The sequence below is a fragment of the Paenibacillus sp. FSL R5-0527 genome, from assembly GCF_038008055.1.
Lineage (GTDB): Bacteria > Bacillota > Bacilli > Paenibacillales > Paenibacillaceae > Fontibacillus > Fontibacillus macerans.
The window spans coordinates 1,140,164-1,156,952 of the sequence record NZ_JBBOYI010000001.1 but is presented as its reverse complement, the minus strand read 5'-3'; the positions used below and the strand labels follow the sequence as shown (position 1 = coordinate 1,156,952).

General features: G+C 55.5%; 14 protein-coding genes. 7 read left to right on the top strand and 7 right to left on the bottom strand.

All coding sequences use genetic code 11. The annotated features are described in order from the left end of the window. Positions 1-47: 47 nt before the first annotated feature. Both NYE69_RS05270 and NYE69_RS05265 read left to right on the top strand, forming a co-directional pair. A complete protein-coding gene (locus tag NYE69_RS05270; RefSeq protein ID WP_340924794.1) occupies positions 48-233 on the top strand; it encodes a hypothetical protein in 186 nt (61 codons plus the stop codon). A gap of 59 nt (positions 234-292) precedes the next feature. Beyond that, positions 293-490: a hypothetical protein gene (locus NYE69_RS05265; RefSeq protein WP_340924790.1), complete on the top strand. Its 198-nt coding sequence runs from the start codon at positions 293-295 to the stop codon at positions 488-490. Positions 491-843: 353 nt separating this feature from the next. On the opposite strand, the gene NYE69_RS05260 is transcribed toward NYE69_RS05265, so the two are convergent. After that, positions 844-1,080, bottom strand: coding sequence for a TetR/AcrR family transcriptional regulator (locus NYE69_RS05260; protein WP_445744748.1), 237 nt, complete (start codon positions 1,078-1,080; stop codon positions 844-846). A 246-nt stretch (positions 1,081-1,326) separates the two neighbouring features. Between NYE69_RS05260 and udk the strand changes: the two genes are divergently transcribed. The 4 genes from udk (at position 1,327) to NYE69_RS05240 (ending at position 6,598) form a co-directional block, all read left to right on the top strand. Next, positions 1,327-1,947 (top strand): uridine kinase, encoded by a 621-nt coding sequence (gene udk, locus NYE69_RS05255; RefSeq protein ID WP_328271028.1) that lies wholly within the window; start codon positions 1,327-1,329, stop codon positions 1,945-1,947. A gap of 154 nt (positions 1,948-2,101) precedes the next feature. Beyond that, positions 2,102-3,850 carry an ABC transporter ATP-binding protein gene (locus NYE69_RS05250; RefSeq protein WP_340924785.1) on the top strand — a complete coding sequence of 583 codons (1,749 nt, stop codon included), beginning with the start codon at positions 2,102-2,104 and terminating at the stop codon, positions 3,848-3,850. Beyond that, positions 3,840-5,654 (top strand): ABC transporter ATP-binding protein, encoded by a 1,815-nt coding sequence (locus NYE69_RS05245; protein WP_340924781.1) that lies wholly within the window; start codon positions 3,840-3,842, stop codon positions 5,652-5,654. Before NYE69_RS05250 ends, NYE69_RS05245 begins: the two co-directional genes overlap by 11 nt. Positions 5,655-5,896: 242 nt before the next feature. Next, the gene (locus NYE69_RS05240) at positions 5,897-6,598 is read left to right on the top strand and encodes an SGNH/GDSL hydrolase family protein (RefSeq protein ID WP_340924778.1); all 702 of its coding nucleotides are present in this window, start codon (positions 5,897-5,899) and stop codon (positions 6,596-6,598) included. A 103-nt stretch (positions 6,599-6,701) separates the two neighbouring features. Here NYE69_RS05240 and NYE69_RS05235 read toward each other — a convergent pair whose 3' ends face one another. After that, a complete protein-coding gene (locus tag NYE69_RS05235; protein ID WP_036626814.1) occupies positions 6,702-6,914 on the bottom strand; it encodes a DUF378 domain-containing protein in 213 nt (70 codons plus the stop codon). Between the two features lie 171 nt (positions 6,915-7,085). Between NYE69_RS05235 and NYE69_RS05230 the strand changes: the two genes are divergently transcribed. Continuing rightward, positions 7,086-7,787 (top strand): spore coat protein, encoded by a 702-nt coding sequence (locus NYE69_RS05230; protein WP_340924774.1) that lies wholly within the window; start codon positions 7,086-7,088, stop codon positions 7,785-7,787. 77 nt (positions 7,788-7,864) lie between these two features. Here NYE69_RS05230 and NYE69_RS05225 read toward each other — a convergent pair whose 3' ends face one another. The 5 genes from NYE69_RS05225 to NYE69_RS05205 all read right to left on the bottom strand — a co-directional run bounded on the left by NYE69_RS05225 (position 7,865) and on the right by NYE69_RS05205 (position 16,748). Next, positions 7,865-10,660 (bottom strand): glycoside hydrolase family 3 C-terminal domain-containing protein, encoded by a 2,796-nt coding sequence (locus NYE69_RS05225; protein ID WP_340924772.1) that lies wholly within the window; start codon positions 10,658-10,660, stop codon positions 7,865-7,867. Between the two features lie 392 nt (positions 10,661-11,052). Beyond that, positions 11,053-12,603, bottom strand: a complete 1,551-nt coding sequence (locus NYE69_RS05220) for an extracellular solute-binding protein (protein WP_340924769.1) — start codon at positions 12,601-12,603, stop codon at positions 11,053-11,055. A 60-nt stretch (positions 12,604-12,663) separates the two neighbouring features. Next, positions 12,664-13,524: a carbohydrate ABC transporter permease gene (locus NYE69_RS05215; protein ID WP_340924766.1), complete on the bottom strand. Its 861-nt coding sequence runs from the start codon at positions 13,522-13,524 to the stop codon at positions 12,664-12,666. Continuing rightward, positions 13,518-14,396, bottom strand: coding sequence for an ABC transporter permease (locus tag NYE69_RS05210; protein WP_328273283.1), 879 nt, complete (start codon positions 14,394-14,396; stop codon positions 13,518-13,520). Before NYE69_RS05210 ends, NYE69_RS05215 begins: the two co-directional genes overlap by 7 nt. 879 nt (positions 14,397-15,275) lie before the next feature. Then, a complete protein-coding gene (locus NYE69_RS05205; protein WP_340924757.1) occupies positions 15,276-16,748 on the bottom strand; it encodes a response regulator transcription factor in 1,473 nt (490 codons plus the stop codon). Positions 16,749-16,789: the final 41 nt, after the last annotated feature.

Genomic DNA, 16,789 nt, shown 5'->3' with positions numbered 1-16,789 from the left:
AAAAGTGGGTTTATTCTCGATGATGCAGATAATAAGACTCTAATGGAATGGCGTTTAAATTTGATCTTAAAAATCGATATTATAATAAAGATAACGGTATTGATTATGTTGTCAAAAAAAACAGAGGATATATGATCTATGGAACTTTAAGAGCAAGTGATCAATATACAACAGGGGCTGCGAAAGTAACAAATATGACTGATACTGGTGTTACCTTTACTTATCAGGAATAAATAATTATAGAAGGGGAGGGCACTAGCTTCTTCTCCCTCTATATATTTTTCAGCAGGCGGTGAATAAAAAATTGGATACCCTTTTAATGTTCGGTTTACCGGTGGTAGCGGCAATTTTATATGTAACGACAATGAATATCATTAAGAAAACGATTAAGGGAGAAGAGGCAACTGGTTTAATAGGTATGGGTGCTTTGCTCCTCGCATTAATTCTTTTCGGAACTGTGCTTCTCATACGAACAGCAATTTGGCAATAAACGAATATATTCTCTTACTTAAAAGCCAAGCTATTTTGGGGATCCCTCCGCGCACCACCCACGAAACGGCCAAGCGACCCGGGAAAGCACCGGTTCCATTGGCCGTTTTGCTCTGAAAAAGAACATCGACAATATCGTTTGGACAAACACAAGTAAGTACGCTAACCCCCCTGCCGCCGCTCACGCGAAGCGGCTATTTTCTTTTCACGTTTATCGCGGCGGCAAAAAGAAAACCACATGGAGTTGTTGCACTCGCATGTGGTTAATTCTTAATTATTTCTCCAAGTTCATAAATGAGTTTCCAACTATTTCTAACAATTCTGCTTTTGAAACATACACTTTAGGATAACACTCTAAGGAAAACGCGTACAACACACAAATCGGATGGAGTATCCGCTTGATGGCGGTTCCATTGACGATTCATGGCGTGTACAGGTTGGAAACGCTAATATTTGCATTCGTGGAGAGCCATCGTAGGCAGAGATGGCATCATCAAACTGAATCCACGCACTCTCATTTTTTTCCTCCAGGTAAGCAATAATCAGATCGTCTTTTGAAGGAAAGTGACGATATAACGTACCTTTGCTCACTCCGGATACTTCCACAATTTTATCAACGCCTACGGCGCGAACAGTTCTTTATACCCAATCGGAGGTGCCGTGCGGTGCCGTCATCGCGGAATTGATCAGTATGGAAAAACCACATTGTCCCGCCACAATTTTGCCATGATTTAAAAGTGCTCCAATGGCCTGCATCCAGATGAAAAAAGAACGGCGCTATGCTACAATACTTGAATGTGTTAACGGGAAATTGCTTAGGAGGGTATTTGAATCGCCATGCTGATTATAGGTATCGCCGGCGGAACCGGCTCCGGGAAGACCACGGTAGCCCGCTCGGTAATAGAGCAGCTTGATACGGATAAAGTGACATTCATCTCGCAGGATAATTACTATAAAGATCAAACGCATCTAACGATGTCCGAACGGGAAAAGACCAACTACGACCACCCTTTCGCCTTCGACAACGAACTGCTCGTGGAGCATCTCACCCTGCTGAAAAACGGACAAGCCGCTTACGCGCCGGTATACGACTTTACGATCCATACCCGGTCCGACAAAACGATCATGCTGCAGCCGAACAATATCGTTATCGTCGAGGGACTGTTCGTGCTGTACGACGAAAAGCTGCGGGGCCTGCTCGACATTAAAGTGTTCGTGGACACCGATTCCGACGTCCGCATCCTTCGCCGTGTGTTGCGGGATATCGAGGAGCGCGGCCGTTCGATCCATTCCATCCACCAGCAGTACCTTGCCACTGTAAAACCGATGCACGAAGCCTTCATCGAGCCGTCCAAAAAATACGCCGACCTCATCATCCCCGAAGGCGGGCATAACGAAGTCGGCATCCAAATGCTGACGATCCTGACCGAAAAATATTTATCCGGAGACGGCCGTTAAATACGGACCGTCTTTATTTTTGCAGGCGCCGGGAGCTATGTAAATGGACTCCGCCCCAATAAGAAGATTTGCAGCGGGCCGCGGTTTGATGGGCGGGACATTTAGGCGTATGATAAAATGGCTATAAATCATTAGGGGGAGGACGGGATGTTTCGTGCGGGGAAAAACTTTACTGCTTCATCACATCAAATTGCATTTGCCGTTTTACCTGACGGCCATCGTGTTTCTGGCGGTTGCCAACATCACGTATTCGTATTTCCCGAAAGTGCTGGGGGAGTTTACCGATCACCTTCAGACGGGCAATTTGACGAGAAACGGCGTCGTTTACCACGCCTTGATCCTCGCCTTGATCGCGCTCGTTTACGGAGGCTGCTTTGGAATCGGCCAATACATCAACCATCGCCTCGGCCGCATCTTCGAATTCCGGGCCCGCCAGCAGTTGTTCGGGCACTTTACCCGCTTAAGCGAATCTTTCTTTTCCAAAAACGGCATCGGCAAGCTGCTGAGTTACGTGATGAACGACGTGACCGGCGTGCGCGAATCAATTGCTAATGGATTAAATCAAATGACCAATGCGTCGGTTTTGCTGATTTCCGTCATCGTGATGATGGCGGTGAGCGACATTCCGGCGCTTTTGATCGTGGTCAGCGTTTTGCCGCTGGTCGCCATCCCGTTTATGGTCGTCCGCATCGGCCCGCTGATTCGCGACCGCTCGCGGAAGGTGCAGGAGTCGCTGGCGGCCATGACCGAATCGGCGGAAGAGCAGTTTGAGGGCGTCAAGGTGACCAAAAGCTTCGCCGCCGAAGACACCGCCTACCGCCGGTTCGGCGAAACCGTCGACCGGATATTGGGCAATCAGCTGTCGCTCGTCCGTATCACTTCTCTGTTTCAGGTGCTGCTGCCGTTCACCGGCGCGGTGTCGATGGCCGTCGCCATCGCCTACGGCGGCATGCTGGTGACGCGCGGGGAGCTCTCGCTCGGCAATTTCGTGGCGCTGACGCTCTATTTGCGCATGATCATGAACCCGCTGCGTTTGATCGGCAACGTCATCAATGCGATGCAGCGCTCCAGGGCCTCGCTCGACCGGCTGAACCGGCTGCTTGCCGTGAAGCCGGACATCCGCGAAGCCGAAGGGGCGCTGCAGCTTGAGGACCGGCCGCTGAGCATCGAAATCCGGGATTTGACCTTTTCGTATCCCGAAGCCGCCAGACCGTCGCTTAAGGATATCCGCCTCCGCTTGAAGCCGGGCCAGACTTTGGGCATCGTCGGACGGACGGGCAGCGGCAAAACGACGCTGGTCAAGCTGCTGCTGCGGATTTACGATCCGCCGCGGGGCACGGTGTTGATCGGCGGCGCGGACGTCCTCGACTTGTCGCTGGAGAGCCTGCGCTCGCAGATTGCCTACGTACCGCAGGACGGATTCCTGTTCAGCACGACGATCCGCGACAACATCGCCTTTTTCGACCGGGATTCAGAGCTGAGAAAAGTCGTGGAAGCGTCAAAGCTCGCCGACCTGTACGACAACATCGCCGCCTTCCCCGACAAGTTCGAAACTAAGCTGGGGGAACGCGGGCTGACCTTGTCGGGCGGGCAACGCCAGCGCACCAGTCTGGCGCGGGGGCTGATCAAGGACGCCCCGATCCTGCTGCTGGACGACAGCGTCAGCGCGGTGGACGCTGTGACCGAGACAAAAATCCTGGCCAATCTGCGCCAGGCGCGCGAGGGCAAAACGACGGTGATCATCGCCCACCGCATCAGCGCCGTCAAACACGCCGACCATATCCTCGTGCTCGAGGACGGCCGGATCGCCGAGCAGGGCACGCATGACCAATTGCTGAATGCCGGCGGGTTATACGCCGCGCTGCACGCCATTCAGGAAGGAGGGGAAAGCGATGCCGGCTAAAACGATCGAACAAAGTCCGAAAAAATACGAGGTGTCCCCGGAAAACCGGCGCAAGGCGTTCGCCGCTCTTTTCGCTTACGCCAAGCCTCACCGCAAGGCGTTCCTCGGCGTGTTCGCCTTCGCGTTTCTGGCGATCGCCGCCGACCTTCTGCAGCCGGTGCTGATCAAATACGCCATCGACGAAAAAGTGTTGTTCGGAGCGCACGGGGCCAGCATCTTGTTAGCGCTCGCCATCACGTATTTGCTGTTGGAGGCCGTCAGCGGCGTGTTTTCTTATTTCCAGGCCAATATGCTGCAGCGCGCCGGCCAAAGCATTGTCGCCCGCTTGCGCAAAGACCTGTTCCGCCACATCACCGGCCAGTCCATGTCCTTCTTTGACCGCAGCTCCGCGGGAGGACTTGTCACCAACGAGTCCAGCGACACGGAGACGATCAACCAATTTTTCACCCAGGTGCTGCTAAGCCTCATTCGCGACGGGTTGTCGCTCATTTTGATCGTCGTTTTCATGTTCGCTCTGGACGCTCGCCTTGCCTTGTACTGCATGATCCTGTTTCCGATTATTACGGCCATTTCCCTGGCCTTCCGCAAATATTTGCGCACCTGCTACCAGCAGGCCCGCGCCCTGCTGTCCCGGCTGATCGCCTTTACCGCGGAAAACTTGACCGGGATGAGCTTGATCCAGTCCTTCCATCAGGAAAAGGAGCAGGCGTCGCGGTTTACGCAGCGCAACACCGTCTACCTGCAGGCCAACCTGCAGGAGGTGCGGGCTTCGGTGCTGTTCAACCGCTCCTTCGATATTTTGGGCAACCTGTCCATCGCCTTTGTCGTATGGATCGGAGGAAACGCGGTGCTGGGCCAGCGCATCGAATTCGGCGTGCTGTACGCGTTCATCAGCTATATCCGCCAGTTTTTCCAGCCGATCAACGCCATCACCCAGCAGTGGAACACCCTGCAATCGACGATGGTATCAATGGACCGGCTGTGGCGCATCTTCTTGGCCAGGCCGGATGTTCAGGGGCCAAAGCCGGAGGATGCCGTGCCCGTCGACCTCGCCTCCGTTCGCGGCCGGATCGATTTCAACCGTATCCGGTTTTCATACGCCGAAGGCCAAGAGGTGCTGCACGGCCTGGATTTGCATATCCGCGCAGGCGAGTTCATCGGCATCGTCGGCACGACCGGCGCGGGCAAAAGCTCGCTGGTCAACCTGCTGACCCGTTTTTATGACGTGGGCGAGGGCAGCGTCGAGATTGACGGCATCGACATCCGGCGCCTGCCGTTGGAGTCCCTGCACCGCATGGTCGGACTGGTCCAGCAGGACCCGTTCCTGTTCTCCGGCACCATCATCGACAACGTCCGCCTGTTCCGGCAAGAGATCAGCCGGGAAGAGGTCATTGAGGCGTGCCGCCGGGTCGGCGCCCATCCGATGATCGAGCGGCTTAAAAACGGATACGATACGCTGCTGTCCAACCGGGGCAGCGGGCTGTCCGCCGGGGAGCGGCAGCTGATTTCTTTTGCCCGTATCCTTACGTTTAAGCCAAAGATCTTGATTCTCGACGAGGCGACCGCTAACCTCGATTCTCAAACGGAGCTGCTGATCCAAAACGCGCTGCACGTCGTTGCCGAGGGACGGACCACCCTGGTGATCGCCCACCGCCTGTCCACCGTCCAGCACGCCGACCGCATCATCGTCATCCAAAGCGGACGCATCGCCGAGCAGGGAACGCATGAACAGCTCCTGGCGCAAACCGGCTATTACGCCGAGCTCATCCGCCACTCGCGGGGCGAACCGGGCGTGACGGCTTGAGTTGGCGTGAAGACCATCACGCTACCCTTGCCCCCTGAACGGAAGGGATAATCGTGCTAAGCAGTATGCAAGGGGCACCAGGACACGAACGCTAAAGAGCCGCCTCAGCCACTTGCTTTCACATATAGAAGACAACGTCACATTACAATTTGTTTCATACCCTGCGCACTGAAATGCCCGCACACCCGCTAGGCGATTGCCATATGATACGGTAAGACTAACGTCGGGTGGGTGACACAAAGATGATTTATACCGCGCTCGGGGATTCGATTACGTTCGGAGAAAATGCCACCTCTCCGGCCAAAGCCTATCCCCAGCTTGTCGTATCGTCGCTGAATGCCGCGAACTCCCGCAAGGTCAGCGGATTTGTGCTGGCCCGGCCGGGTTGGAGCAGCCATGAGCTGCTGGACGCCGTCTTATGGCGGGATTCGTCCATGATCAGTATGTCCGATGCCGTATCCGTATGGATCGGCGGGGTGGATTTGGCCAGCACGGCGATTTCTTCGCTTCTGACCGGAAAGCTGCAGCCGGACGAACGGCTTTTGAGCTCTTATCGGGCAAATTTGAACGGGATTTTGCAACAGATTCGCCATCTATGCCGTGCAAACCTGGTGTGCTGCACGCAGTACAACCCGTTTCCGAACAGCCCCGCCGCGGAGGAGTGGATCGGGCGGCTGAACCGGGTCACGAGAGAAGTCGCGGCTCGGCACGGGGCCAGGGTCGCGCCTGCGCATAAGTGGTTCGAAGGCAGGCAAGCGGAGTTCATTGCCGGTTATAAAACGGGGAGACTTCAGGATGTGTTAAGCGGATCGCTGCCCATTCATCCAAACGACCTGGGGCATCGGGCGATTGCCGAAGGTCTGGCGCCTTACATCCATCCTGTCCCCAAGCCTGTGAAGCGCCACAGCGTGAAGCGTCATAGCATAAAGCGCCGCAAACGGTAATTGTTCAAAAAAATATCCCCTTCCGGGTCTGCCTTTGCCGCACGGACTTATTGGCCACCCGACCGAAGGGGATTTTTTTCACATATTGCTCCATGGCGAACGATTATCTGGAAACGCGATCCTCGCTCACATCATTAAAGAATTTCAGCGAATACAGCGCGCAAATTCCAACGATAACGTAAATGATCCGGGACAAAGCGGAATTTTGCCCGCCGAAAATGCCCGCCACCAGATCGTATTGGAACAGCCCCACCAACAGCCAATTGATCCCGCCGATAATCAGCAGAGCCAGCGCAATAATATTCAATGTTTTCATGAACGGCAACTCCTTGTCAAAATCGTTTTTATTAACAAAATTCCCAAAACTCCCTGATATTATGCAATACTGGAAATTAACAGAAACCAAGGAGCTTGTATGCATACTTAAAAACATCCCGGAGCACAATTAAGGGGGAATGACAAATTTTGCTTGGAGGGAATTGAAACGATGAATAAGCTTGGCGCACATGAAGTTATGGAAGTCCACGAGATTTTAAGCAACGAAATCTCCGGATTGAATGCGATGATGCTTTACCGCCCTTACGTAAAAGACCAACAGCTGCAAATGATGATGAATCATCAAATGCAAGCCTGTACCATGGATTACAATCAACTTGTACAGCTGGCCCAGCAAACGGGGGCATCCCAAGCCGTACCGGCCCGCGGCCAAAAAACGGCGGCACACGCCAGCGGAGCGATGGCAACTTCCGGCGCGACCATGCCGACTGGGGGTGGGACTATGTCAACTTCCGGCGGAACGATGGGGGCTCATGAAACCATGCCGAACTATGCAAGCTCTTCGTATCAACCGATGTATGGCCTGCGTCAACCGGAAACGCAAACGCCGGCTCAAAACGCGGATCAACTTGACGATGCGGACGTAGCCCTGGCTCTCTTAAACTGCCATAAGCAGTCGGCCGCCTTAAAAATGAAAGCCGCGCTTGAAATGGCCAACCCCTCGCTGCGTCATTTTGTGCAAGCCAGCGCCAATAGATGCGCGGACATGGCTTACGAATGCTTCCAATACGCCAACCAAAAAGGGTACTACCAAGTGCCTACGCTGCAGGAAAATACAACCGATACTTTTGTACACGCCTACGGCACGGTTTCCCCGGGAAATCCGCAGCCGACCGGCGGCATGTTCATGTAGAACGGACGGCGGCCATTTCTCTGCTACTGTAGCCGAGAAATGGCCGCTTCCGTTTTGTAAATTACACTTGCTTTAAATTACACTTGCTTAAACTCGATCCAACCGATCTGCAGACCCGGCTTGGCGAATTCCAGCTTCAGCTCGTAAATTCCCGCTCCCAGCCCGATCTTCACCAGCTTTTGCCGAATCCAATTGCCGTCCGTTCCGTTCGTTTGCACCGTCGTCACGAGTTGACCGCCCAGCATAAGGTTGCAGGCGCTTTGGGCCAAATTGGTGTCCGCGTACATTAAGTTGACGATGATCCGGTATTGGCCGGCGCGGTCCACCTTGATGAAGGTCGATCCGTGAGCAGCCGGTTCAACCTGCGGGTTCACGGACAGATCCTGAACCTGCCCCGGAATCCGCTCCGAAACCAGCGCCGGATCCGCCTTGAAGTTATGAACGGTTTCCACGATCTCCTGTTTCCGCGAAAATACCGGCGCGTTCATCAGGAACCGGCAAATATTCATGGCGCAGCGCTGCAGTTCCCCTCGCGTCAATGACCCGTTCCCCAGCGATTCGATGGTGTTGTCGTCCATGGCGTTGACCTCCGCGCCGTAGTTGCTGACGACCATGTACAGATCGTTTTGCGCCCGGACCATAAAATTCGTATATTTCTTATCCGCCGGACCGCCGTTCGCCACATCGTTCATCATCGCCCACCAGTCCGTCATCACGATGCCCGTAAAGCCCCATTCTCCGCGAAGAATCGTCGTGTTCAGGTCGTAATTCGACGCCGCCCAATGCCCGTTCAGCGGATTGTACGCGGTCATGACCGAGCTGGCCCCGCCCCGCTTCACCGCCATTTCGAAGCCTTTGAGATACACCTCCCGGAGCGCGCGTTCGGAAACGACCGCATCGACCTTGCTGCGGTGCTGCTCCTGGTTGTTGCAGGCGAAATGCTTGAGCGTTGCATGGGAGCCGCCTTTCTTTATGCCGGCAGTGCAGGCCGTCGCAAAAATCCCGGTAATCAGCGGATCCTCGGAAAAATACTCGAAGTTCCGCCCGTTCAGCGGGCTGCGCCGGATATTGAGGCCCGGTCCGAGCAGCGTGTCGATGTTGTTTCTCAGCAGCTCCTTGCCTTCCAGCACATACAGCTCTTCGACCAGCTCCGGATCCCAAGTCGCCGCAAGCAGGGTGCCGATCGCCACCTGGGTCGCCTTTTCCCCGGTATCCATGCGGATTCCGGACGGGCCGTCCGCTGAACATCCGATCGGGATGCCGAAGCGGAACAAGCTGTCGCTCACTCCCCCAAACGCCGAAGCCGTGCCCGGGGTCACCAGCGGGCTGCTCATCCCTTCGCCGCGGACGATCGCGGCCAGGTCCTCGTCGCCAAGCTGGGCGACGAAGGTTTCCAGGCTGATTTTGCCGTCATGCACGTCCTTCAGTTTATAGCCGCGGTCCCCCGTTTGCTCCAGCGTTTCAGGAAGTCTTTGTTCAATCCGCTTCGCTAAGGATACGGTTCGTTTCGGCACCTCCACGTAGGTGATTTCGTAAGCTCCGTCCTCCTTGCGAGCCCCCGGCTTCATGCGGGTGAAGTCTTCCGTCGGCGCCAGCGCTTCTTCCAGCTGCTCCACAACCCGCAGCTCCGGCACCTCGTACCCGCTTTGTCCGTCCACGCCGACTTTTACGGTGTTTTTCACGCTGTTCCCCACATGAAAATAATAAGTCCCGGCTTCAAGCACGTAAGCGGAACGGTGACCGGTATAGCCGCCGTCGTCGTAGGAAGCCAGGGCATTGACCGGGAAGCTTATGGTTAGCCGCTGCAACTCTCCCGGCTTCAGCTCCTGCGTTTTGGCGAAGGCCACGAGCGCTCTGGCCGGTTTGCCCAGCTGGCCTTGGGGCGCTTCAACGTAAACCTGAACCACCTCTTTGCCGGGATAGGTCACGCCGGTGTTTTGCACGGTCACGCCGATTTCAAGCTGCTCCTCGCCATTTTTGACGACCCGCTTCGCCTCTTCCGGCTTGATGCCGAACTCCGTATAAGTCAATCCATAGCCGAATTCAAACCGCACCTTGTCCGGGCAAAACGTCTCAAAATACCGGTACCCCACATAAATATCCTCCTGGTACAGGTTTTTGAATTCGTTGCCGTAGTTGCGGGTAGACGGGTAGTCCTCGATCGAATAGGCGATCGTATCGGTCAATTTGCCGCCCGGACGGACGTCCCCGGCCAGCACGTCGGCGATGGCGTTGCCGCCTTCCATCCCGCCGTGCCAGGCGTAAATGACGCAAGGGATCGGGTGCGCGTACGCTTCATCGTCGAGCCAGCTCATGTCGATGATATTGGAGACGTTCAGGACGACGATCGTCTGTTCAAAATGATCCGTAACCCGCCGCAGCATCGCAATTTCATCGTCCGTCAACCGGTAGCTGCCGGGCGCGTCGGCGTTGTCCTGGTCTTCGCCGGCGGTGCGCCCGATCACCACGATCGCCTTGTCCGACTTGGCCCTCGCCGCGGCCACCAGCTCATCGGTGAGCGGCATTTCCTTCTGGTGCCAAGGTTCCGCGGCCCAGCCGCCTCCGCCGTTGTCGAACGGGTTTTGCGCGATCCACTTTTCATAAACGGACGCCAGTTCTTCGTTCACCCGAATTTGCTTTTTGCTCCGCAGGCCGTCCAATAAATGGGTCGTGTAGGCCACGTTGACGCTGCCGCCCGAGCCCGTGCCGCTGCGGTAATAGTCCACTTGAATTCTCCCGAAAATCGAAACGCTTTCACCGCTTCGCAGCGGCAGCGCTTGTCCTTCATTTTTCAGCAGCACCGCGCCTTCCGCGGCCACCTTTCTGCTGAATTCCGCAAACCCTTCCAAAGGTACTCCCACTTTTGAACTCAATGCCTTCTCTCCCCACTTGGTTTTTATCCAGTTAGTAATAACGTAACCGATTCCCCTTGAAATTTCCATGGCATTATTGCAGATAAAATAGCCGGAACATTAGAGGTTTGGGAGGAGCAGATATAAAGGAAAAAATGTCTCTATTCTAGCGATATCACTCACTTTGAGAGAAATAGAGGAAATTTATGTCGTTATTTTTGCGAATCGCAGAAAAATGGCCATAATCCGCACCACTCACTGGAAAATAAGGCCAAAAAATACCGCTAATGGGGATGAACATGCCAGACTCCGGAAAATAAGACCATAAAGTTCCGCTATTTGGGGAAGTTGGTTTGCCGACAATCTAAGACCGCCCCATACGGAGCGGCCTTGGAATTTTAGCCTGCAAGCGATTATTGGCCGTAGCCGAGTCCGTTCAGTTGTTCGACGGCGGAGTCGACGTACGTTTTGTAATTGAACGTTTTCTCCAAGGTCTGCAGGAATTTGTCGTAATCCTCGAGTTTGTTTTTGCCGTAGACGAACTTGATCATCTCCTCCTCGATGAAGCGGTTGGCGTCGGCCGGATTGTATCCCGCCGGGCTTTGCACGAAGCCGTCCAGCGTCTCGATCCGCGGAATCGAAGCCTCGAAATCGATATATTCGACGAGATCGGCGAATTTCGTTTTCAGGTATTCCGTCTCCGGGCGACCGGAGAACTGGTACAGCCAGGTAAAAGACGCCTCCTCGCGGCCCTTGTCCGTAATCGTCACCTTGTCGCCGTCCAGCGTGTAATGGGTATTTTCGATCCCGAACTGCACCAGGCGGTTGCCTTCCGGTGTTGACGTGTAATTAAACAGCTCCAACACCTTGTTTAATTTCTCCGGTTCGTTTTCAAGCCGTTTCGGCACCACCCAAAGCCCGCCGGAAGCGCCGATATTGATCGATTTGCCGAATTTCTGCCCGTCTGGCCCCGCCGGGGGCGGTAATTGCACCCATTCCGCGTCCGGATTGGCGCCTTTCCACGCTTCGACGTCGGCCGGCTTCATCATCTGCGCCCATTCCGTGTGAATGATGCCGACTTTCCCTTGGAACGCTTTGTCCTTCGCCATCGTGCCTTTGTTGTTCACCACTTCCGGATCGACGACGCCCGCGTCGAGGAAACGCTTGATCGCCGTCAACGCTTCTTTCATCTCCGGCTGATAAAATGTATTGGCCACTTTTCCGCCGCGGACATAAAATTGCGATGTATCCATAATATTCGTGATGCCGTAGGCGCCGAAGATCGGCTCGAAGGCGTCAAAATTCGTTCCGCTCAGGCCAAACGTATCCGGTTTGCCGTTGCCGTCCGGGTCCTGCTCGGTGAACGCTTTAGCCACGTCAAACAGTTCGTCCACCGTCGTTGGCACAGGCAGATTCAAGCGGTCCAGCCAATCCTTGCGGATCCAATACGTGTAGGACAGCGCTTGCCCGGCCTTCGGCAAGGCGTACTGCTTCCCGCCGATTCTTCCCTTCTTGAGGACATCCTCACCGGTAAAACTTTGATATTCCGGCATTTTGTCCAAATACTCGGACAGATCGAGCAGCGAACCCGACTCGACCAGCTTCTGCAGCTGCGGTTTTCCGGTAACCATAAACAGGTCCGGCAGGTTGTTGGAAGCGGCGCGGACGTTAATCTGGTTCTCATAGTCCCCTTGATCGCCGACCAGCGTCATTTCCAGCGAAACGTTCAGCTTCTCGTCGAGCGCTTTTTTCATAAAATCGTCCGCCGGCGGTGTCGTGCCCCAACTGATTTGCGCGACCTCAAGCTTCACCGGCGACCCGGCTCCGTTTCCCTCCTTCGCGCCTTGGGGGCCGTTTGCCCCCGCCGCGGGATTGCCGCCTTTCCCGCCGCCGCAGCCCGCGAGCATTCCGGCCAGCAGCAGCGCCGCCAGCGCCCCAAACCCGATTCTTTTTGCTGACTTCATCTTGTCCCCTTCTTTCCGATGAAATGAAATATAATTGGTCAAGCCGGGCGGCCGCCAAAGTTATCCCTTGATCGCGCCCAGCAGCATCCCTTTCGTGAAATGCTTCTGGATAAACGGATACACCGCAATGATCGGCAGGCTGCCCAGAATAACCGCCGCCATCTGCATCGCCGCGGTAGGTACGGTCACCTCGGCCTGCAGCTCGCTGGACTGCGACAATAGCAGCATGTTGCGGATCACGACCTGCAGCGGATAGAGATCGGTATCCGTAATGTACAGCACCGCCGAGAAAAACGAATTCCAATGGCCTACCATATAAAACAGCCCTACCGTCATCACGGACGGGATGGACAGCGGGAGCACGATCCGCCATAAAATCCGGAACTCCTTGGCGCCGTCGATCCGAGCCGATTCAAACAGCTCTTCCGGGAGATTTTCAAAAAAACTTTTCATCACCAGCACGTTAAACGTAGCGATCGCCCCGGGGACGATCAAGGCCCAAACAGAGTTAAGCAGACCCATCGACTGCACCACCAGATAAGTAGGGATGAGTCCCCCGCTGAACAGCATGGTAAAGACGATATACAGCAGGAAAAAAGTGCGTCCCTTCAGTTTTTTGCGGCTTAACGGATAGGCGGCCAGTGTATTGAGCGCCAAGTTGACGGCCGTCCCTACGATCGTCACAAACAAGGTGACCAGCATCGACCTGCCAAGCGCCGGATCGGCCAGAATCCGGTTGTATGCCTCAAACGACAGGCTGCGCGGCACCACGACGAATCCGCCGTTTTTGATCACTTCGCTGTAGGGGGTCAGAGACATCGAGACCACGTACAGCAACGGAAACAGCGAGATGGCGGCAACGGCAACCAAAATCAGGTACACGGCGGCATTAAAGACTTTGTCGGACCGGCCTGTCACCATATGCTTCCCCCCCATCTTTTTGCCAGCTTGTTCGCGCCGGTAATCAGCACAATGCCGATCACGGATTTAAACAATCCAACCGTCGTCGCCAGGCTAAAGCTCATTTGCTCCAGGCCTGTGCGGTATACCCACGTATCGATAATGTCGCCCACCTCATAGACGCGCGGATTGTAAAACACGAATATTTGCTCGAACCCGGCGTCCATAATGCTCCCAATTTTCAGAATCAGCAGCAAAATAATCACGTTGCGGATACCCGGCAGGGTCACGTGCCAAATCATCCTTAGCCGGCCGGCTCCATCCACGCGGGCGGCTTCATATAAGGTCGGGTCGATCGAGCTGATCGCGGCCAAATAAATAATCGCCCCCCAGCCGAGGTCCTTCCAGATTTCGGTGGAAACGAGCACGCTCCGGAACCACTCCGTGGAGTTCAGAAACGGAATCGAACCGCCTCCCGCCTCCGTGATCCAGCGATTGAACAACCCCGTCGTCTCCGAGAGAAACGCGACGGATATGCCGTAAACGATGATCCAGGACAAAAAATGCGGCATATAGCTCAGCGTCTGCACCCATCTTTTCAGCCAGCCAATACGGCACTCATGCAGCAGAATCGCCAGCGCGATTGAAGGGACGACGCCAAACAGGAGCTTATACAGGCTGATGAGCAGCGTGTTCGTCAACAGCTGGGTGAAATAAGGCGACTCAAAAAACTGCCTGAAATGCTTATACCAGGGATCGGCCCACGGACTATGCAGGATGCCTTCGGCGAAGTTGTAGTCTTTAAACGAAATAATGATGCCGTACATGGGCAAATACTTGAAAACGAAATACCACACAAGGCAGGGCAGGAGCATCATATAGAGCGCTTTCATTTGCCAAATGCCTGACAGCGTCCGGCTTGCCGTGCGGTGCGGGGTTTGTTTGGGCGGTAGCGCGGAGCGCTTTGGCGGTAGCGCGGAGCGCTTTGGCGGTAGCGCGGGTTGCTCTGGCGGTAGCACGGAGCGCTTTGGCGGTAGCGCGGGTTGCTCTGGCGGTAGTACGGAGTGCTTTGGCGGTAGCGCAGGTTGCTTTGGCAGTGTCGCGGAGTGCTCAGACGGTATCGCGGGTTGCTCTGGCGATGTTGTGGAGTGCTCTGGCAGTGTCGCGGAGTGCTCTGGCGGTGTCGCGGATTGCGGCTTCATGGCTTCAACCTCTCTATCTCGAAGTTTCTTGATCCGCTTTTATCTTAACGAACCCTCGGGCCGGACAATAGCACCGAATCTGTGGGATCGGATGCACATTTCTCATCTTTTGCCGCAGGATTTCCGCTGAAGCTCCGGTTTTGGGAGCCAGAGCCGGTTCTAGTGCCCGCCGCCGGAATTCTAACGGTTGCAGCAGCAGCTATTTGGCGAAAAAAGCCCTTTTCCAAATTCTAACGGTTGTTATCGCCGTTATTTGCTTGGTTCCAGGTAAAAACAGCCGGGTTTCAGCAAAATAAGCGCCATGGCAACCGTTACGATTTGAAATCAGCGTTTTTGGGGCAAATAGCGCTTGTGGCAACCGTTAGAACCGTTTGGCGGTTAACTCATGGCCAAGCGGAAACGACAAAGGCCCCGAACACCCCTTTCGTGCTCCGGGCCGGCCCCAGATTTTCCGGTTTTTCCGCCTTTCGGTTTTCCGGTTTCCGGTTTTCCGATTTTTCGGGTTTCCGGGGTTTCCGGGGTTTCCGGGGTTTCCGGGGTTTCGGTTCTACCGGTTATTTAGCTTTCCATTCAGGCCATCCGGTATTCATTTGGCGTAAGTCCGGTCCAGCGCTTGAAAATCTTGAAAAAATAGCTGGGGTTGGCGAACCCGCACCGCTCCCCGATCTCCGCAACGGTAAGCTCCGTTTCTTTCAAATAAAACTTCGCTTCGTCGACCCTGAGCTTTTGCAAGTAGTTGATGAACGTGTCGCCCGTCTTTTTCTTGAACAGCCCGCTTAAGTAATTCTCGTCCATACTGACGTACTTCGCCATCGCCTGCAGAGAGATATCCCGCTCATAATGCTGCTGCAAATAATCAAGAATCGCGTTGATTTCCGGATGGTCCGTCTCGGCCGGCTTGCGGTGCCGGCTCCCCTTGGCATAACGGCGCATCCGCCAGTCCAGCTTCTCCAGCAGCGCGGCGTGGCGCCTGCAGTTCAGCAGCACCCCCGCGTCCTCCGGCGGTTTCCGGCTGATGCGGGCGAACAGCTTATCCAGCCGCTCGGCCGTCTCCTTGACGAGCACCATCGGCAGCGCCTGCTGCGCCAAGTAGTCCCACAGCCCGCGGAGCAGCTCGCCGCACTCCCCGGGCTGGTTCCGCTCAAACGCCCGGATGACCGCCTGCTCCATCTCCCATGGAACGGCTGCCGATAACGCGCCGCCGCCTTCGAACGCGCGGTCGGGCGTTGGCCGCTCATAATAGAAACGGTCCAGCCAGCGCAAATTTTCAAACCATGCCCGCTCCAGAGCTCCGGCGGAAGCGGAAGTGGAAGTGGAGGCGGAGACGGTGCGGCAAATCATCGGCAGCTCCCGGCTGTTATGCTTCAGCAAACCGGGCGCGCTGCCGGTCCAGCGGATGAACAACGTCGTCAGCCCCATCTGCACATGGGAATGAACCAGCCTTCCCTGTCCCGGGGACACTCCGAGCAGCGTGCAGCAGCGATCGTAATCAAACGGCAGCGCTCCGGTCAGCCCGGTGACGATCAGCGGCCGATCTCCTCCCCAGTCGTACTGCTTTAGCTCCTCCAGTTTTTCTTTTTCGTCCCCGCTAAGCTCCTTGCCCAGCATGCTGCGCCACAGATAACCCACCCGGTCGCTTAACGCCAGCTCCTGCTGCCGTGCCAGCTTCTCCAGCTCCGCCTTGGCTTTGCCGAGCGCCCCGAGCAGCCCCGCGTCTTCCATCGAAAGCTTCAGAATGTAGCCGGTGGCGCCATATTCCAGCGCGGCCCGCGCATACTCGAATTCGCCGGCGCAGGTCAGCATGATGAAGCGCGCTTCACTGCCCCGAGACCGGGCGGCTTTCAGCAGCTCAATGCCGTCCATGTAAGGCATAAAAATATCCGAGATCACGATATCCGGAGCCAACGTCTCCAACTGCTCCAGCGCTTCCCGGCCATGCGCGGCCTCCCCGGCAATGGCAAAGCCGTGCTCCTCCCAGGGAATGGCCTGGCGGATCGAGCGGCGGACGAAAGGCTCATCTTCCACGAGCAGGATTTTCCACATCGGTCTGTCCCTCCTCAAAGTTTTGTGAGCATTACTTCCTG